The 17,664-nt window shown below is 73.5% G+C and carries 17 protein-coding genes and 1 pseudogene; 14 read left to right on the top strand and 4 right to left on the bottom strand.

Translation table 11 applies throughout. The features are described 5' to 3' along the window. Positions 1-1,282: pseudogene (locus BG452_RS46905) on the bottom strand (hypothetical protein); the annotation flags it as partial. A 28-nt stretch (positions 1,283-1,310) separates the two neighbouring features. Continuing rightward, on the bottom strand, positions 1,311-1,772 hold the full coding sequence (locus BG452_RS03170; protein WP_188302584.1) for a hypothetical protein: 462 nt from the start codon (positions 1,770-1,772) through the stop codon (positions 1,311-1,313). Between the two features lie 259 nt (positions 1,773-2,031). Here BG452_RS03170 and BG452_RS03175 point away from each other — a divergent pair, with 259 nt between their 5' ends. Then, entirely contained in the window at positions 2,032-2,853 is an 822-nt protein-coding gene (locus BG452_RS03175) for a hypothetical protein (protein ID WP_188302605.1), read from the top strand. A 57-nt stretch (positions 2,854-2,910) separates the two neighbouring features. Here the strand turns inward: BG452_RS03175 and BG452_RS03180 are convergent, their stop codons facing one another. Continuing rightward, entirely contained in the window at positions 2,911-4,080 is a 1,170-nt protein-coding gene (locus tag BG452_RS03180) for an NADH-quinone oxidoreductase subunit D (protein WP_188302585.1), read from the bottom strand. Continuing rightward, a complete protein-coding gene (locus BG452_RS03185) occupies positions 4,077-5,111 on the bottom strand; it encodes an SAM-dependent methyltransferase (protein WP_188302586.1) in 1,035 nt (344 codons plus the stop codon). Before BG452_RS03185 ends, BG452_RS03180 begins: the two co-directional genes overlap by 4 nt. Positions 5,112-5,276: 165 nt before the next feature. Here BG452_RS03185 and BG452_RS03190 point away from each other — a divergent pair, with 165 nt between their 5' ends. The 13 genes from BG452_RS03190 to BG452_RS03250 all read left to right on the top strand — a co-directional run bounded on the left by BG452_RS03190 (position 5,277) and on the right by BG452_RS03250 (position 17,497). After that, a complete protein-coding gene (locus tag BG452_RS03190; RefSeq protein ID WP_223241688.1) occupies positions 5,277-6,470 on the top strand; it encodes a sensor histidine kinase in 1,194 nt (397 codons plus the stop codon). An 81-nt stretch (positions 6,471-6,551) separates the two neighbouring features. After that, complete coding sequence (locus BG452_RS03195; RefSeq protein ID WP_188302588.1) at positions 6,552-7,241, top strand: response regulator; 690 nt, start codon at positions 6,552-6,554, stop codon at positions 7,239-7,241. Between the two features lie 75 nt (positions 7,242-7,316). Continuing rightward, positions 7,317-8,288 carry a Rossmann-like and DUF2520 domain-containing protein gene (locus BG452_RS03200; protein ID WP_188302589.1) on the top strand — a complete coding sequence of 324 codons (972 nt, stop codon included), beginning with the start codon at positions 7,317-7,319 and terminating at the stop codon, positions 8,286-8,288. Further along, positions 8,289-9,194: a pantoate--beta-alanine ligase gene (panC, locus tag BG452_RS03205; protein WP_188302590.1), complete on the top strand. Its 906-nt coding sequence runs from the start codon at positions 8,289-8,291 to the stop codon at positions 9,192-9,194. Positions 9,195-9,281: 87 nt separating this feature from the next. Beyond that, positions 9,282-9,761: an aspartate 1-decarboxylase gene (panD, locus tag BG452_RS03210; RefSeq protein ID WP_188302591.1), complete on the top strand. Its 480-nt coding sequence runs from the start codon at positions 9,282-9,284 to the stop codon at positions 9,759-9,761. 15 nt (positions 9,762-9,776) lie between these two features. Then, on the top strand, positions 9,777-11,450 hold the full coding sequence (locus tag BG452_RS03215) for an L-aspartate oxidase (protein ID WP_188302592.1): 1,674 nt from the start codon (positions 9,777-9,779) through the stop codon (positions 11,448-11,450). A 4-nt stretch (positions 11,451-11,454) separates the two neighbouring features. Beyond that, on the top strand, positions 11,455-12,423 hold the full coding sequence (nadC, locus tag BG452_RS03220) for a carboxylating nicotinate-nucleotide diphosphorylase (protein ID WP_188302593.1): 969 nt from the start codon (positions 11,455-11,457) through the stop codon (positions 12,421-12,423). Positions 12,424-12,470: 47 nt separating this feature from the next. Beyond that, on the top strand, positions 12,471-13,256 hold the full coding sequence (locus BG452_RS03225) for a type III pantothenate kinase (RefSeq protein ID WP_188302594.1): 786 nt from the start codon (positions 12,471-12,473) through the stop codon (positions 13,254-13,256). 140 nt (positions 13,257-13,396) lie between these two features. Further along, positions 13,397-14,146, top strand: a complete 750-nt coding sequence (locus tag BG452_RS03230) for a hypothetical protein (RefSeq protein WP_188302595.1) — start codon at positions 13,397-13,399, stop codon at positions 14,144-14,146. A gap of 104 nt (positions 14,147-14,250) precedes the next feature. After that, a complete protein-coding gene (lysX, locus tag BG452_RS03235; protein WP_188302596.1) occupies positions 14,251-15,807 on the top strand; it encodes a bifunctional lysylphosphatidylglycerol synthetase/lysine--tRNA ligase LysX in 1,557 nt (518 codons plus the stop codon). 249 nt (positions 15,808-16,056) lie between these two features. Beyond that, the gene (locus BG452_RS03240; RefSeq protein WP_188302597.1) at positions 16,057-16,509 is read left to right on the top strand and encodes a BlaI/MecI/CopY family transcriptional regulator; all 453 of its coding nucleotides are present in this window, start codon (positions 16,057-16,059) and stop codon (positions 16,507-16,509) included. A 9-nt stretch (positions 16,510-16,518) separates the two neighbouring features. Then, entirely contained in the window at positions 16,519-17,055 is a 537-nt protein-coding gene (locus BG452_RS03245) for an amino-acid N-acetyltransferase (protein WP_188302598.1), read from the top strand. A 91-nt stretch (positions 17,056-17,146) separates the two neighbouring features. Further along, positions 17,147-17,497, top strand: a complete 351-nt coding sequence (locus BG452_RS03250) for a histone-like nucleoid-structuring protein Lsr2 (RefSeq protein ID WP_188302599.1) — start codon at positions 17,147-17,149, stop codon at positions 17,495-17,497. The last annotated feature ends 167 nt before the right edge of the window (positions 17,498-17,664 follow it).

Here is a 17,664-nt window from a genome sequence, read left to right on the forward strand (position 1 = left end):
CCGGCGGGGAGGTGGGCGAGCGGGCGGCCGCCGGGGCGGCGTCGACCGCCGGAGCGGCGGCCGGGGCCGAGGCCTGGCCGACGGTGGGGTCCACGGCGGAGAGCACGGACGGCACGACGGGCGCAGCCGCCGGGTCCACTGCCGGCACCTTCGGGTCGTGAGCGTCCCGAGGGTCGAGAGGGTCCCGAGGGCCGCGCGGGTCGGTCAGGTCCGCCACCGGCAGCCCGTGCAGGTCCCGGCCCGTCTGGTCGGTGAGCACCGGCTGCCCGTGCTCGTCCAGCCGGACGGCCAGGTCGGCCACCCCCACCACCGGTTTGCCGTCCGGCCCGGTCGTCACCAGCAGCCCGGCGGCGTCGGCGACCGGGGTGCCGTCGGAGCGCAGGATGACCGGCTTGCCGTCCGGGCCGAGGACGGGCTGCCCGTGGTCGTCGAGCTTGACGCTGAGGCCGGGCACGCCGACCAGGGGCTTGCCGTCCTGTCCGGAGAGCACGATCAGCCCGGTGCCGTCCTTCCCGAGCACGCCGGGCTCGCCGAGGGCGGCGGGCAGTCCGGCGGCGCGCGGGTCGAAGCCGCCCTTGGTGCGGTAGGAGGCGGTGGTGACGCCCGGCGTGGCGGCGGCGCCGAGCCGCAGCAGGGCGACGGCGGCGGGGTCCTTGAGCGCGGTGGCCAGGGCGTCCTTCATGCCGCGGCCGAGTTCGGTGAGCAGTCCGGCGATCTTCAGGGCGGCGGTCTCCACCGCGACGGCCTCGACGCCTGCGGCGACCTGGCCGGCGGCGGCGTTCTTCACGTCGTCCGCGAGGCCGGCGGCGGACTTCTCCAGGCCGCCGAACACCCCGGTCCGTCCGGTCCGCCCGGCGCTGCGGGAGACCGCGGCGGCGGTCTGCTGGACCTTGGCGGCCTGTTCCCGGGCCTGCTCGAGTTCGGCGGCCAGGTTCCGCAGGGTGGCGATGATCTCGGCCTTGCCGCCGTCGACGGCCTGCGCGGCGGCGTCGAAGGCGGTGGCGACCACTCCGACGGCGGTGTGGGCGTCCGCCAGCCGGCCCTTGCCGCCGTCGCTGTACGTCCGCCAGTAGGCGGTGAAGGCGTCGACCGCGTGGCCGGTGTTGTCGGCGGCGACCCGCTGGGCGGACTCGCCGCCGCGGCGGGTGATCCGGTCGGCCTCGGCGGCGAACTCCCGCCAGTGCGCGGCCGCCGTGCGCAGGGCCTCCTCGTCGGCCTGCGGCCACGGGTGGCCGGTCCGGGCCAGCAGCGGGACCAGTTCCTCGGGCAGTTTCCGGGACACGCGCTTCTCCCCCTTCGAGCCGGGCCGTTCAGACCGACATGTCCGTGGGGACGGCCGGCGCCGCCCCCGGGGTTGCCCCCGGCCCCGAAGTCGCCGCCGGGACGGCGTACACGGCCGGCCGGGCGGCAGGCCCGGTGGCCGGCCGGGGACCGCCCCCGAAGCCGTCCGCCGTCGAGGTGTCGGTGTCGGTGGTCCGCTCGGCCATCGTGTGCAGTCCGGTGCCGACGCCCCCGACCTGGCCGGCCAACGCCTTGAGTCCGCCGAGGAGTTCGCCGTGCGCCGGGCCGTACACGGCGGCGAAGGCGCTGCCGGGCTGGTCGGTCCCCCAGGGCGTGCCGAGCGCGGCGAGGTCCTTCTCCAGGGTGCCCACGGCCTTGCCCAGTTCGCGCCCGAGCTTCTCGAACTCCCGCCCTTCACCGTGCAGTTCCCACGGCTTGAGGGCGAAGGAGCCGCCGTCGCCGTCGGACTTCCCGGTGCTGCCGTCTGCCATCCCCGTACCTCCCCGTAGCGGACCGGCCGCCATCCTAGGCACGCGCCGGCCCCTGCCGGCGCCGACGACCGGACCTCTTCACCCCGCCTTCACGGCACCCCGGGCACGCCCCGAGCACGACCACGGGCACGCCCCGGGCGCGACCACGGGCCCGTACGCCCCCGGGAAGCTCTACCCTTGCCGGGTGGCACCAGCTGAAACGTCCAAGAAGAAGGCCAAGGCGAAGCCGAAGGCCTCCCCCGCCCCCGTCGACCTCGCGATGCCGACCCTGCGCCGCGAGATCCCGCGCGACGAGGTCCCGCTCGACTTCCCGCGTGCCTGGGTCGAGTTCGCCGACCCCGCCGACGAGGAGCAGGTCTTCCGCTGCGACCTCACCTGGCTGACCTCCCGCTGGTCCTGCGTCTTCGGCCAGGGCTGCCACGGCATCCGCGAGGGCCGCGGCGAGTCCGACGGCTGCTGCACGCTGGGCGCGCACTACTCGGACGAGGACGACGAGAAGCGCGTCATGGGGCACGCGGCCCGGCTGACGCCCGAGCTGTGGGAGAACTTCGCCGAGGGCACCGACGCCAAGGGCCGGCTCCGGTCGGACGGCGGCGTCACCATGCTGGACGAGGACGGCGACCGCCAGACCCGCCGGGTCGACGGCGCCTGCATCTTCGTGAACAGCCCCGGTTTCGCGGGCGGCGCCGGCTGCGCCCTGCACGCGCTCGCCCTCAAGGAGGGCCGCGAGCCGCTGGAGACCAAGCCGGACGTCTGCTGGCAGCTGCCGGTCCGCCGCACCTACGACTGGATCGACCGCCCGGACGACACCCGCTACCTCCAGGTCTCGATCGGCGAGTACGACCGCCGCGGCTGGGGCCCGGGCGGCCACGACCTGCACTGGTGGTGCACCGGGGCCCCGGCCGCGCACCAGGGCGCGGTGCCGGTGTACGTCAGCTACCGCCCCGAGCTCACCGAGCTGATGGGCAAGGCGGCGTACGAGGTGCTGGCCGGGCTGTGCGAGGAGCGGATCGCCACCAAGGGCGACCGCAAGGTGGCCCCGCACCCGGCGGACCCGGTCAGGAAGAACAAGAAGGACTGACGGCCCCCTCGCCGGGGCCGGCCTGCCGGTCGGTGCGGGCCCCTCGCCGGGCCGGCCCTACTTGTCGATGTCGCCGACCACGAAGAACATCGACCCGAGGATCGCCACCATGTCCGCCACCAGCGTCCCCGGCAGCAGCTCGGTCAGCGCCTGGATGTTGTTGAAGGACGCCGAGCGCAGCTTGAGCCGCCACGGCGTCTTGTCGCCGCGCGAGACCAGGTAGTAGCCGTTGATCCCGAGCGGGTTCTCGGTCCACGCGTAGGTGCTGCCCTCGGGCGCCTTGAGCACCTTGGGCAGCCGCTGGTTGACCGGGCCGGGCGGCAGGGTGGCGATCTTGTCGAGGCAGGCGTCGGCGAGGTCCAGCGAGTTGAGGGTCTGCTCCAGCAGGCACTCGAAGCGGGCCAGGCAGTCGCCCTCCTCGCGGGTGACGACGGTGAGCACCTGCCGCAGTTCCTCGGAGCCGTACGCGAGGTAGGGCTCGTCGCGGCGCAGGTCGAAGTCGAGGCCGCTGGCCCGGGCGATCGGGCCGCTGACCCCGTAGGCCTCGGCCTGGGCCTTGGTGAGGACGCCGACGCCGGCGGTGCGGGCGCGGAAGATCTCGTTGCCGAGGACGAGCTCCTCGAAGACCGGCAGCTGGGAGCGGACGGTGGCGACGGCGGTGCGGACCCGGCCGAGCCAGCCGGCCGGGAGGTCCTCCTTGAGGCCGCCGACCCGGTTGAACATGTAGTGCATCCGGCCGCCGGAGGCCTCCTCCAGCACGTGCTGGAGGTCCTCGCGGGCGGTGAAGGCGTGGAAGATCGGGGTGATCCCGCCCAGTTCCAGCGGGTAGGAGCCGAGGAACATCAGGTGGTTGAGCACCCGGTTGAGTTCGGCGAGCAGGGTGCGGACCCACACCGCCCGCTCGGGGACCTCCATGCCGAGCATCCGCTCGACGCCGAGCACGACGCCGAGTTCGTTGGAGAAGGCGGAGAGCCAGTCGTGCCGGTTGGCCAGCATGATGATCTGCCGGTAGTCACGGGCTTCGAAGAGCTTCTCCGCGCCGCGGTGCATGTAGCCGATCACCGGCTCGGCGGTGACGATCCGCTCGCCGTCGAGCAGCAGCCGCAGCCGCAGCACGCCGTGGGTGGCCGGGTGCTGGGGGCCGATGTTGAGCACCATGTCGGTGGTGCCCGCCTCGCCGGTGAAGTTCTCGGCTCCCGCCCCGATGCCGACCGTGGTCTCCCTCATGACCCCAGAGTCTGCCATCCCGGCGGCAGCTCCAGGCTTTCCGCCCTCTCGAACACCTCAGGGGGCGGCATGCGGACGGCCTGCAGGACCCACCCGAAGGCCCCGAGCCCGCTCGGGTCGGTGAGTTCGGCCCCCTCCCCGGCCCCGCTCAGCGCCCGCAGGTAGGCCACCGGGTCGGTGGAGGCGAGCGCGAGCGGCGGGCGTCCACCGCTGACCCCGAGTGCGCGCAGGGCCTCGCGCTGGGTTGTCCACAGGCTGTGGAGACCGGGCACGGCGACGGCGTCCAGCGCGACGTGCGCGGTCACGTCACAGGAGCCGTCCGGCACCGGGGCGACCTCCCGGCCGTCCCGGAACCCGGTGAAGGTGCCGAACGGCGGCCGCCGCCCCGCCGTGTGCCCGTAGTCGACGGCGACGGCCAGTCCGCGGTCCAGTCCGGCCACGGCCCGGGCCCAGGCGGCGTCCCGGGGCGCCCCGAACTCCACCACCTCCCCGGGCTCGGAGACCGGCCACCAGCGTTCGGCCCAGGCCGCGTCCGCCGCCGAGACGGGGTCGCCGAGCCGCTCCCGGCCGGTCGCGGTGTCCACCTCCCGGTAGCGCAGCACCCCGTCCCCGTCCACCTCGCCGGCGTCCAGCGGCACGTTGTCCAGCCACTCGTTGGCGAACAGCAGCCCGGTCACGCCGCGCGGCGGCTCCGTCGTCCACAGGACTGTGGACGGAAGTCCGGCGGGCCGCTCCGCGAGCTCCACGCCGTACGGGCGCAGCCGGGCGAGCACCCCGTCGGGCAGTCCGGCCAGCACGCCGGCCAGCAGTTCCCCGCGCCCGGCCCCGACGTCGACCAGGGCCAGCTCCTCCGGACGGCCGAGGGCCGCGTCAACCTCCAGCAGCAGTCGTGCCACCGCACGGGCGAACCGGGGTGAGGCGTGCACCGAGGTGCGGAAGTGCCCGGCCGGGCCCTCCGGCCTGCGGTAGAAGCCGCCGTCCCGGTCGTACAGGGCCCGTTCCATGGCGGGCGCCCAGCGCATCCACGTCATGGGGCGCGACGCTACCCGGCTCCTGGGGACCCCTCCCAACCGGAGCCGTCCCGTCTCCGACCTACGGAGTAGGACGGATCGCCCTACCGGCGGACCTGGGCACCTCGTGCGACTGCCTAGGCTGGACACGTGCATCGACTCAACGCCTGGCTCCGCCGTCACCCCATGGTGGTCGACGCCGTCTGGGCGTCGTTCGTACTCCTCCTCGGCCTGCTGCCGAACGGCAACTACCCCGACGACGGCTGGCTCCTCGACTCCGAGATCCTGATCGCGGTACTGCTGCCGCTGCTGATGGTCTTCCGCCGGCGCTTCCCCGACGTCACCGTGGCCACCGCCGCCGGCATCGGCCTCGGCCAGGTGGTCGCCGACGTCGAACCGGGCGCCTCCGCCATCGCCTACCTGGTGTTCGCCTACACCGGCGCCGCCTTCGGCCAGAAGTGGACCTCCCGGCTCGCCCTGGTGGCCGGTCTGGCCGCCGGGCCGCTGGAGTTCTGGCGGCTGCACCCGACCAGGACGGTCTCCGCCGGCTCCGGGCACTACGTCTCCCGCCCGTTCGGGTTCGGCGAGTCGGTGCTGTACGCCCTGCTGATGAGCACCCCGTTCATCCTCTGCTGGGCCTGGGGCCGGCTGACCAGGGTGCGCCGCGCCTACCTGACCGAGCTGGAGGACCGCGCGGCCCGGCTGGAGCGCGAGCGGGACGCCCAGTCCAAGGTGGCGGTCGCGGCCGAGCGGGCCCGGATCGCCCGCGAGCTGCACGACGTGGTCGCCCACAACGTCTCGGTGATGATCGTCCAGGCCGACGGCGCCGCCTACGTGCTCGACAACTCCCCGCAGCAGGCGAAGGAGGCGCTCGGCACGATCGCCTCCACCGGGCGGCAGGCCCTGGTCGAGATGCGCCGCCTGCTGGGCGTGCTGCGCACCGCGGACACCGCCGAGGAGTACGTGCCCCAGCCGGGCGTGGAGGAGCTGCCGGACCTCCTGGAGCAGGTCCGCACGGCCGGGCTGCAGGTGGACTACGCGACCTCCGGGCACCCCCGCGAGCTGCCGCGCGGCGTCGAGCTGACGGTCTACCGGATCGTCCAGGAGGCGCTGACCAACGTCCGCAAGCACGGCGGCCCCGACGTCCACGCCCGGGTCGCGGTCGACTTCGGTGAACGCGAGCTGGCCGTCCTGGTGGAGGACGACGGCCGCGGCAGCACCGACGAACAGCTGGCCACCGGCGGCACGGACGGTCTGGGCCACGGCCTGATCGGCATGCGCGAGCGGGTCGGCATGGTCAGCGGCAGCCTCGACGTGGGCCCCCGCCCCGGCGGCGGCTTCCGGATCCGCGCCGTCCTCCCGCTCAAGACGGCGCACTAGGGAGTGTCTTGTGGATTCCGTCGGGCCCCGGCGAGGATCCGCTGGACACTCCCCAACCCCCCTCCCCTGTTAGGAGCCACCTTGACCATCCGCGTGATGCTCGTCGACGACCAGGAACTGCTGCGCACCGGCTTCCGGATGATCCTCCAGTCGCAGGGCGACATCGAGATCGCCGCCGAGGCCGGCGACGGCGCCCAGGCCGTGGAACGGCTGCGGCACACGCAGGTGGACGTGATCCTGATGGACGTCCGGATGCCCCGCCTGGACGGGGTGCAGGCGACCCGCCGGATCTGCCTCGCCGAGGACGGCAGCCCGCTGCCGGACGCCCCGCACGTGCTCATCCTCACCACCTTCGACCTGGACGAGTACGCCTTCGCCGCGCTCAAGGCCGGGGCCAGCGGCTTCCTGCTCAAGGACGTCCCGCCGACCGAGCTGGTGGCCGCGATCCGCGCGGTGCACGGCGGCGACGCCGTGGTCGCCCCGACCACGACCCGCCGGATGATCGACCGCTTCGCCGAGGTGCTGCCCACCCCGCAGAGCGCGCCCGGCCCGGACGTCCTGGGCCCGCTGACCGAGCGCGAGCGGGAGGTGTTCCTGCTGGTCGCCCAGGGCCTGTCGAACGGCGAGATCGCGGCCCGGCTGGTGCTCTCCGAGGCCACCGTGAAGACCCATGTCGGCCGGATCCTGGCCAAGCTGGGGCTGCGCGACCGGGTCCAGGCGGTGGTGCTCGCGTACGAGGCCGGACTGATCCGGGCCGGGTCCTCCGACTAGCTCCGCCCGTACACTGGGGCGGTACGTCCGGTACCCGCAGATGGACCGGAACGGTCATTCAGGACAAGGGTGGACATGGATTCGTCCGACTTCGCCGACTCCGGTGAGTTCGCCCCGCTCGCCGACGGCCTCGGCGACCCGGCCTTCGGAGATCCCCACGACCCCGGCAACCGCCCGGCCCGGCTCGCCGTCGGCGTGATCGGCACCGGCCGGGTGGGCCCCGCGCTGGGCGCCGCCCTGCAGCTGGCCGGGCACACCGTGGTCGCCGCCTCCGGGGTGTCCGCCACCTCCCGCCGGCGCGCCGACGCGCTGCTGCCGGGCGTGCGGATCGTCACCCCGCCGCAGGTCATGGCCGCCGCCGACCTGGTCCTGCTGACCGTCCCGGACGACGCGCTGGCCGACCTGGTGACCGGTCTGGCCGCCACCGGCGCCGTCCGCCCCGGCCAGTTGCTGGTGCACACCTCCGGCGCGCACGGCGTCGGCATCCTGGAGCCCGCCACCCGGGCCGGGGCACTGCCGCTGGCCCTGCACCCGGCGATGACCTTCACCGGCACCTCCGTCGACCTCGACCGGCTGGCCGGCTGCCCGTTCGGGGTGACCGCCCCCGAGGAGCTGCGACCGGTCGCCGAGGCCCTGGTGGTGGAGATGGGCGGCGAGCCCGAGTGGGTGCCCGAGGAGGTCCGCCCGCTCTACCACACCGCCCTCGCCCACGGCTCGAACCACCTGGTCACCCTGGTCGCCCAGGCCATGGACCTGCTGCGCACGGCCGGCGTCGCCGAGCCCGGCCGACTGCTCGGCCCGCTGCTCGGCGCCGCCCTGGACAACAGCCTGCGCTCCGGCGACGCCGCCCTCACCGGCCCGGTCGCCCGGGGCGACGCGGGCACCGTACGGCGCCACCTGGCGCAGCTCAGTACGGTGTCCCCGGACATCCCGGCGGCCTACCGCGCGATGGCCCGCGCCACCGCGCAGCGGGCACTCGCCAACGGGACGATCGACGACGCGTCGGCGGCGGCGCTGCTGGACGTACTGAACGAGGAGAAGCGCTAGATGGCACGCGGTAAGCAGCCGAGCAAGGCCCAGCGGGCGCCGAAGGTCCACCGGGCCGTGGTCACCCACACCGTGGACGACTTCGAGGCCGCGTTCTGGCCGGACGAGCAGCCGGTGGACAACGCCGTGGTGATGACCATGGGCGCCCTGCACGAGGGCCACGCCGCGCTGATCCGGGCCGCCCGCAAGCAGGTCGGCCGGGACGGCCGGGTCGCGGTGACGGTCTTCGTCAACCCGCTGCAGTTCGGCCCGTCCGAGGACCTGGAGCGCTACCCGCGCACCCTGGACGCCGATGTGAAGCTGGCCGAGGAGAACGGCGCCGACGTGGTCTTCGCGCCGTCCGTCGACGAGGTCTACCCGAACGGCGAGCCGCAGGTGCGCCTGGCGGCCGGCCCGATGGGCGGGCGCTTCGAGGGTGCCACCCGGCCCGGCCACTTCGACGGCGTGCTGACCGTGGTCGCCAAGCTGCTGCACATCACCGACCCGGACTTCGCGTTCTTCGGCGAGAAGGACGCCCAGCAGCTGGCCCTCATCCAGCGGATGGTCGCCGACCTGGACTTCGACGTCGAGATCGTCGGCGTGCCGACCGTCCGCGAGGAGGACGGCCTGGCGCTGTCCTCGCGCAACCGCTACCTCTCCGAGGCGGAGCGCGGCCACGCCCTGACCCTGTCCAAGGCGCTGTTCGCCGGCCGGGACGTCGCCGCGCAGGGCCCCAAGGCCGTGCGCGAGGCCGCCTCCGCCGTCCTGGACGGCGCCGAGGGCGTCACCCTCGACTACCTCGCCCTGATCGACCCGCACGACTTCTCCGAGGCGGCGGACGACTTCCAGGGCGAGGCGGTGCTGGCCGTCGCCGCGCAGGTGGGCTCGACCCGCCTGATCGACAACGTCCACGTCATCTGCCGCTAGGCAGTGACCACCAGGCACAGAACCGTCCGGCAACACCGGCGGTAAGAACCCCCTTCAGGCATGCACTCACAGGAGGCGTGACCCGCAATGCTCCGCACCATGCTCAAGTCCAAGATCCACCGGGCCACCGTGACCCAGGCCGACCTGCACTACGTCGGCTCGGTCACGGTGGACGAGGACCTGCTCGACGCCGCCGACCTGCTCCCCGGCGAGCTGGTCCACATCGTCGACATCAACAACGGCGCCCGGCTGGAGACCTACACCATCGCCGGCCCGCGCGGCACCGGCGTGATCGGCATCAACGGCGCCGCCGCCCGCCTGGTCCACCCGGGCGACCTGGTCATACTCATCGCCTACGGGCAGATGGACACGGCCGAGGCCAAGGGCTACGAGCCGAAGGTCGTCTTCGTGGACGAGCACAACCGGATCACCGGCCTCGGCGGGGACCCGGCGGATGCCCCGGAGGGCACCGGACTGCTCCGGGGTGACGTGGGGGCACCCCCCGGCCGCCAGGCCAGGGGCGCGTACCGTGACGAGGACGGCGCGGCCACCGCGGCCACGCGCTGAAGGAGCCACTGAGTCATGTCCGTCACCCACCGCCTCACCGCCCCGGCCCCGGGCTGGACCGCCACCACCGACGTGGTCGTGGTCGGCTCCGGCATCGCCGGCCTCACCGTCGCCCTCAACGTCCGCAAGGCCGGCCTGCGGGCCATGGTGGTCACCAAGGCGGTCCTGGACGAGGGCTCGACCCGCTGGGCGCAGGGCGGCATAGCCGCGGCCCTGGGCGAGGGGGACACCCCCGAGCAGCACCTGGACGACACCCTGGTGGCCGGCGCCGGCGTCTGCGACGAGGAGGCCGTCCGCACCCTGGTCACCGAGGGTCCGGACGCCGTCCGCCGGCTGATCGCGGTCGGCGCGGCCTTCGACCGCGGCGAGGACGGCGAGATCCTGCTCACCCGCGAGGGCGGCCACCACCGCCACCGGATCGTGCACGCGGGCGGGGACGCCACCGGCGCGGAGGTCTCCCGCGCCCTGGTCGCCGCCGTCCGCAGCGACCCGGACCTCGAACTGATCGAGCACGCCCTCGTCCTCGACCTGCTGACCGACGCCGCGGGCCACACCGCGGGCCTGACCCTGCACGTGATGGGCGAGGGCCAGCGCGACGGCGTCGGCGCCGTCCGGGCCCGCGCGGTGGTGCTCGCCACCGGAGGCCTGGGCCAGGTCTTCTCCGCCACCACCAACCCGGCCGTCTCCACCGGCGACGGCGTGGCCCTGGCCCTGCGGGCCGGCGCCGCCGCCGCCGACCTGGAGTTCGTCCAGTTCCACCCGACCGTGCTCTGGCTCGGCGTGGACGCCGCGGGCCAGCAGCCGCTGGTCTCCGAGGCCGTGCGCGGCGAGGGCGCCCACCTGGTGGACGCCGACGGCGTGCGCTTCATGGTCGGGCAGCACGAGCTGGCCGAACTCGCCCCGCGCGACATCGTCGCCAAGGCGATCACCCGGCGCATGCAGGAGAAGGGCGCCGACCACATGTACCTGGACGGGCGGCACTTCGGCGCCGAGATGTGGGAGCACCGCTTCCCCACCATCCTGGCCTCCTGCCGCTCCCACGGCATCGACCCGGTCACCGAGCCGATCCCGATCGCCCCGGCCTCGCACCACGCCGCCGGCGGCGTCCGCACCGACCGGCACGGCCGCACCTCCGTCCCGGGCCTGTACGCCTGCGGCGAGGTCGCCTGCACCGGCGTGCACGGCGCCAACCGGCTGGCCTCCAACTCCCTGCTGGAGGGCCTGGTCTTCGCCGAGCGGATCGCCGCCGACCTGGCCGAGCGGCACGCGGCCGGCGAACTGCCCGAGCGCACCGTGGACGTCGCCGCCGCGCAGGCCGCCAAGGCCGTGCCGCTGCCGACCTCCGAGTCGCGCGCCGAGATCCAGCGGCTGATGTCGCGCGGCGCGGGCGTGCTGCGCTCGGCTGCCTCGCTGGCCGAGGCCGCGGCCGGGCTGGCCCTGCTCGCCGAGCAGGCGCGGTCCCACGTGGCCGAGGAGAAGCCGGCCGACCCCCGGGTGGAGACCTGGGAGGCCGCCAACCTGCTGCTGGTCGCCACGGCCCTGGTCGCAGCGGCCGCGCAGCGCGAGGAGACCCGCGGCGGCCACTGGCGCGAGGACTTCCCCGAGCGCGACGACGCCCACTGGCGGCGCCACCTGATCACCACCCTCGCCGCCTCCGGCGACCCCGTCAGCACCCCCGAGGAGCAGTAGAACCATGACCCACGCGCACGAGGAACTCCCCCTGGCCGACCAGGGCGGCTGCGGCGACGGCTGCGCCTGCGGGGACGGCGAGGGCTACGAGACCGGCCTGGACCCGCAGCTGGCCGAGCTGCTGGAGGAGGCCGGGCTGGACCCGATCGAGGTCGAGGACATCGCCACCCTGGCGCTGGCCGAGGACCTGGCCGGCGGCGAGGACGTCACCTCGGTCGCCACCGTGCCCGCCGAGGCCGTCGCGACCGCCGACTTCACCGCCCGCCAGGCCGGCGTGGTCTCCGGTCTGCGGGTCGCCGAGGCGGTCGTCTCGCTGGTCTGCGAGGAGGAGTTCGAGGTCGAGCGGCACGTCCAGGACGGCGACCGGGTGGAGGCCGGCCAGGTGCTGCTGTCGGTGCGCTCCCGCACCCGCGACCTGCTGACCGCCGAGCGCAGCGCGCTCAACCTGCTCTGCCACCTGTCCGGCATCGCCACCGCGACCCGGGCCTGGGCGGACGCCCTGGAGGGCACCGGCGCGGTCGTCCGGGACACCCGCAAGACCACCCCGGGCCTGCGCGCGCTGGAGAAGTTCGCGGTGCGCTGCGGCGGCGGCGCCAACCACCGGATGGCGCTCTCGGACGCCGCCCTGGTGAAGGACAACCACGTGGTCGCGGCCGGCGGCGTGGCCGAGGCCTTCCGGGCCGTCCGGGCCGCGTACCCGGAGCTGCCGGTCGAGGTCGAGGTGGACGAGCTGGCGCAGATCCCGCCGGTGCTGGACGCCGGGGCGGACCTCATCCTGCTGGACAACTTCACCGTCGACCAGCTGAAGGAGGCCGTCGCGCTGGTGGCCGGCCGGGCGAAGCTGGAGGCCTCCGGCGGACTGACCCTGGCCAGCGCGCGCGAGGTCGCCCAGACTGGTGTCGACTACCTGGCCGTGGGCGCGCTGACCCACTCCTCGCCGATCCTGGACATCGGCCTGGACCTGCGCGCCTGACCGTCAGGTCGAGAGCAGTCCCGTCCCGACTCGCAGAAAGCGTCCCCGTGCTCCTCACCATCGACGTCGGCAACACCCAGACCACACTCGGCCTGTTCGACGGCGAGGAAGTGGTGGAACACTGGCGGATCTCCACCGATCCGCGCCGCACGGCCGATGAACTGGCGGTGCTGCTGCAGGGGTTGACGGGCAGCCGCACCGCGGTCCGGGACGCCGCGGTGGAGGGTCTGGCGATCTGCTCCTCCGTCCCCGCCGTGCTCCACGAGCTCCGCGAGGTGACCCGCCGTTACTACGGCGACGTCCCCGCGGTGATCGTGGAGCCCGGCGTGAAGACCGGGGTGCACGTCCTGATGGACAACCCCAAGGAGGTCGGCGCGGACCGGATCGTCAACGCGCTGGCCGCCAACCACCTGTACGGCGGACCGTGCATCGTGGTCGACTTCGGCACCGCGACCACCTTCGACGCCGTCAACGCCCGCGGCGACTACGTCGGCGGCGCGATCGCCCCCGGCATCGAGATCTCGGTCGAGGCGCTCGGCGTCCGCGGCGCCCAGCTGCGCAAGATCGAGCTGGCCCGCCCGCGCAACGTGATCGGCAAGAACACCGTCGAGGGCATGCAGTCCGGCATCCTCTACGGCTTCGCCGGGCAGGTCGACGGCCTGGTCGAGCGGATGGCCCGGGAGCTGGCCAAGGACCCGGACGACGTCCAGGTGATCGCCACCGGCGGCCTCGCGCCCCTGGTCCTGGGCGAGGCCTCCACCATCGACGAGCACGAGCCCTGGCTCACCCTGATCGGCCTGCGCCTGGTGTACGAGCGCAACCGGCCGAGCTGAGCGGCGCCCGGCGGGCGGAGTCCCGGGTGGGTACGGGGCAGCGCCACGGGCTCGGCGAAAGGTTTCTCCAGCGGGCCGACCGTGCGGAATTCCGCGCGACGTTACCGACAAATCGGATATTCCTCACGTAGTGTCAACCCATGCCTACGCCACACGGATCGCGCGGCGGCATGGCCTTCAGCGCCGACGAAGTCCGCGTGCTGCGCCGAGCCCTCGCCCAAGCCCTGCACCCCGCAGTCCCCGTCCACCTCCAGGTGCCCGACCGGACGGCGCTCGCCGGGCCGGGCGCCGAGCTCTGGGCCGAGGACGTCCAGGACGCCCTGCGTCTGACCGAGGCGATCGACGAGGCCGTCCAGGAGGGCGGCCGACTGCGCGCCTTCCTGCTCGCCGACCTCGGCCGCTACCGCGCCGCCCTCCCCGGCAGCGCCGCCGGCTACCTGGAGCGCCTGGAGGAGGCAGTGACCGACGGCTACCTGCCCGGCCCCGAGGACCTCACCGCACTGCGCGGGCTGTCCCGCCAGCCCTGCGGCCACGGCGAACGGGCCCGCCGCTCCCGGCTGGCCGGCCGCTGCCACGCACTGGCCGAGGCCGCCGTCCGCGAGCGGCTCGCCCTCACCACCGGGCACCCGCGCCACCTGGTGGCCGTACCGAACCCCGCCGCACCACCGAGCAGTCACCCCACCCCTGTAGGAGGACGGACCACGATGAGCAGCACCGACTCCCGGGACTCCCGCCCGGAGCAGCCCGCCGCCGCGCAGACCCCGCCCCGCCCGCACCGGATGCCCACCCCGGCCGAACTCTTCGGCCGCCGCCCCAAGCCCCCGGCCCACCCCGCCCCACCGGCCGAGCAGTCCCCCGACGAGATCGAACTCGCCACCGGCACCGGCTGACCGGCCCGCACCACCGACCGCGAGGGGAGGCCGTCGAACCGACGGCCTCCCCTCCGGTGCGATCCGGTCACGGAGCACGGTGTACGGCTGGCTACCCTTGTGGGGTGAGCGATCAGAGCCTTGTTCCCGCGACCGACGACCTTCCCGAGCAGATGCGCGTCCGGCGCGAGAAGCTGGACCGGCTCCGGGCGGCCGGGGTCGACCCGTACCCGGTCGGATTCCCCCGTACCACCACCATCGCGGACCTGCGTGCCAAGCACCCGGACCTCGAACCCGACACCGTGACCGGCGAGCGTGCCGGGATCACCGGCCGGGTGATCCTCTCCCGCACCGGCGGCAAGCTCTGCTTCGCCACCCTGCGCGACGGCAGCGGCGACCTCCAGGTGATGCTCTCCCTGGACAAGCTGGGCGCCGAGCGGCTGGCGGCCTGGAAGGCCGACATCGACCTCGGCGACCAGGTCGGCGTCGAGGGCGAGGTGATCACCTCCAAGCGCGGCGAGCTGTCGGTGATGGTGGACCGCTGGGAGCTCACCGCCAAGTGCCTGCGCCCGCTGCCGGACAAGCACAAGGGCCTGACCGACCCGGAGGCCCGGGTCCGCCAGCGCTACGTCGACCTGATCGTGAACCCCGAGGCGCGCGAGATCCTGCACCTGCGCAGCAAGGTCGTCCGCTCGATCCGCCGCACCTACGAGGACCGCGGCTACATCGAGGTCGAGACCCCGATGCTGCAGCCGGTGCACGGCGGCGCCAACGCCCGTCCGTTCAAGACGCACATCAACGCGTACGACATCGACCTGTACATGCGCATCGCCCCCGAGCTGTACCTCAAGCGGCTGGTGGTCGGCGGCGCCGAGAAGGTCTTCGAGATCAACCGCAACTTCCGCAACGAGGGCGCGGACTCCACCCACAACCCGGAGTTCACCTCGCTGGAGTCGTACGAGGCCTACGGCGACTACGACACCCAGGCCGAGCTGATCCGCGCGACGATCGTCAACGCCGCCCGGGACGCCCTGGGCACCACGGTGATCAAGGGCGTGGACCCGCACGGCGTGGAGCACGAGATCGACCTGGCCGAGCCGTGGGAGGAGGTCAGCGTCTACCCGGGCATCTCCGCCCGCCTGGGCGCCGAGGTCACCCCGGAGACCACCGTCGAGGAGCTGCGCGCGCTGGCCACCGAGCACGGCATCCCGTTCGAGAAGAGCTGGGGCCACGGCCAGATCGTGCTGGAGATGGTCGAGCGCCTGCTGGAGGAGAGCGCCGTCCGGCCGACCTTCATCAAGGACTACCCGACCGAGGTCTCCCCGCTGACCCGCCAGCACCGCTCCATCGCGGGCGTGGCCGAGAAGTGGGACCTGGTGATCTTCGGCACCGAGATCGGCACCGCCTACTCCGAGCTGGTCGACCCGGTCGAGCAGCGCGCCCGCCTGACCGCGCAGTCCCTGCTGGCCGCCGGCGGCGACGTCGAGGCCATGCAGGTGGACGAGGACTTCCTGCGCGCCCTGGAGTACGCGATGCCCCCGACCGGTGGCCTGGGCCTCGGCGTGGACCGCCTGATCATGCTGCTGACCGGCAAGAACATCCGGGAGACCGTGCTCTTCCCGCTGGTGAAGCCGGAACCCAAGGCTTCCGCCGCGACGGCGGAGAAGACCGAGGAGGAGTGACCTGATGGACTACGTCAGCGCGATCGTGCCGCCGCTGGTCATGGCGATCGGCTTCGGATTCCTGGTGCGGGCGATCATCCGCAGCCAGGGCGGGGCCCAGAAGGCCAAGGAAGACATGGACTGATCGACTGGCACCGTCAGCCGCCCCGACCGCCGCGCGCCGTCATTCCCGATTCCCGGGGGTGGCGGCGCGCCGGTTTGGCGCACTTCACAAGATTTGCCCCATTCACTCCCTATCCTGGCCGGACTATGGTCCGGCAACTCGGCGAACTTGAGAACGCCATCATGACCCGGGTGTGGCGGTGGAACCGACCGGTGACGGTTCGCGAGGTTCTCCTGGATCTGCAGTCGGAACGCGAAATCGCGTACACCACGGTGATGACCGTCCTGGACAAGCTGCACAGAAAGGGCTGGTTGCGCCGCGAGCGGGCCGGCCGGGCCTATCGATATGAACCGGTCTCCTCGCGCGAGGCGTACACGGCGGCCCTGATGAACGACGCCTGGGCCACCAGTGACAATCCCGCGGCGGCCCTGGTCCACTTCTTCGGCCTGATGTCCCCGGAGCAGCGCGAGGCACTCAGGGACGCGTTGCGGGTGGCGGCTCTCTTCCCGTCCGATCCGCCCGCCGCGGAATCCCCCGAGGACGGCCCGGATACCGGCGGAGCGGATACCGGCGGGACCGCGCCGGGCGCGACGCGATAACGTCCCGCCATGGAGGTCACCATCCGCCGCGCGCGGACCACGGACGTACGGGCCGTACGCGGGCTCATCGACGCCTACTCGCGCGACGGCATTCTGCTCGACAAGCCCACAGTCACACTGTTCGAATCCGTCCAGGAGTTCTGGGTCGCGGAACGCGACGACAACGGCGTGGTGGTGGCCTGCGGGGCCCTGCACGTGATGTGGGAGGACCTCGCCGAGGTCCGGACGCTCGCGGTCGATCCCTCCTGCCGGGGCTTCGGGATCGGGCACCGGCTGTTGGAGAAGCTGGTGGAGACCGCGCGCTGGCTGGGCGTCCGTCGGATTTTCTGCTTGACGTTCGAGGTTCCGTTCTTCGCGAAACACGGTTTCGCCGAGATCGGGGAGCTCCAGGAAACCGATGATGGTACGACAGACCCGGCGGCGATCGCTACGGATGTCTATGAAGAACTTCTCCGCTCGTACGATGAAGGTGTCGCCGAGTTCCTTGACCTCGAGCGCGTGAAGCCCAACACACTGGGCAACTCGCGCATGCTGCTGCACCTCTGAGCGGCTCCGAGCCGGTCAAGGGTTTGTGTTTTCCGGAGAAAGGCGCTTTCCTTTCCTTAGGCAATGGGTCGTTTAGCGGAAAGGGAAGCCCGTGGCACAGAGGGTGCAGGTCATTCTTGAAGACGATCTCGATGGCGGTTCGGCGGACGAGACGGTGACGTTCGCGCTCGACGGCGTTGCCTACGAGATCGACCTGAAGAGCGCCAACGCGGACAAGCTGCGCGGTCTGCTGGCGCCCTACCTGGAGAAGGGCCGCAAGCAGAGCGGCCGGCTCGCCGGTACCCGGCGTCCGGGCCGCGGCGCCGCGGCACGCCCGTCCGGCAGCGCGCCCGACACCGCGAAGGTCCGCGCGTGGGCGAAGGAACAGGGCATGGAGGTCAACGACCGCGGCCGGGTGCCGAGCACCGTCCGCGAGGCCTACGACAAGGCCAACGCGGCCTGACCCCGGCGCCACCGGCCCACCGGAGCGGATGCGGGGCCCCGGCGACCGCGTACGGCACCGACGACACACGCGCGGGGCGCGGAGGGAACACCTCCGCGCCCCGCGGCGTGCACCCGGACGACCACGGCGCCACCGGTACCGGCGCCCGCGTCGGCACGGGCGGCCGG

Source organism: Streptomyces sp. CBMA123, assembly GCF_014596465.1.
Classification (GTDB): domain Bacteria; phylum Actinomycetota; class Actinomycetes; order Streptomycetales; family Streptomycetaceae; genus Kitasatospora.

Bases quoted from the DNA above. Each gene is read 5' to 3' on its own strand.
- BG452_RS03170 (WP_188302584.1), bottom strand. From the start codon at position 1,772: ATGGCAGACGGCAGCACCGGGAAGTCCGACGGCGACGGCGGCTCCTTC.
- BG452_RS03175 (WP_188302605.1), top strand. From the start codon at position 2,032: ATGCCGACCCTGCGCCGCGAGATCCCGCGCGACGAGGTCCCGCTCGAC.
- BG452_RS03180 (WP_188302585.1), bottom strand. From the start codon at position 4,080: ATGAGGGAGACCACGGTCGGCATCGGGGCGGGAGCCGAGAACTTCACC.
- BG452_RS03185 (WP_188302586.1), bottom strand. From the start codon at position 5,111: ATGACGTGGATGCGCTGGGCGCCCGCCATGGAACGGGCCCTGTACGAC.
- BG452_RS03190 (WP_223241688.1), top strand. From the start codon at position 5,277: ATGGTGGTCGACGCCGTCTGGGCGTCGTTCGTACTCCTCCTCGGCCTG.
- BG452_RS03200 (WP_188302589.1), top strand. From the start codon at position 7,317: ATGGATTCGTCCGACTTCGCCGACTCCGGTGAGTTCGCCCCGCTCGCC.
- panC (WP_188302590.1), top strand. From the start codon at position 8,289: ATGGCACGCGGTAAGCAGCCGAGCAAGGCCCAGCGGGCGCCGAAGGTC.
- panD (WP_188302591.1), top strand. From the start codon at position 9,282: ATGCTCCGCACCATGCTCAAGTCCAAGATCCACCGGGCCACCGTGACC.
- BG452_RS03215 (WP_188302592.1), top strand. From the start codon at position 9,777: ATGTCCGTCACCCACCGCCTCACCGCCCCGGCCCCGGGCTGGACCGCC.
- nadC (WP_188302593.1), top strand. From the start codon at position 11,455: ATGACCCACGCGCACGAGGAACTCCCCCTGGCCGACCAGGGCGGCTGC.
- BG452_RS03230 (WP_188302595.1), top strand. From the start codon at position 13,397: ATGCCTACGCCACACGGATCGCGCGGCGGCATGGCCTTCAGCGCCGAC.
- BG452_RS03240 (WP_188302597.1), top strand. From the start codon at position 16,057: ATGGTCCGGCAACTCGGCGAACTTGAGAACGCCATCATGACCCGGGTG.
- BG452_RS03245 (WP_188302598.1), top strand. From the start codon at position 16,519: ATGGAGGTCACCATCCGCCGCGCGCGGACCACGGACGTACGGGCCGTA.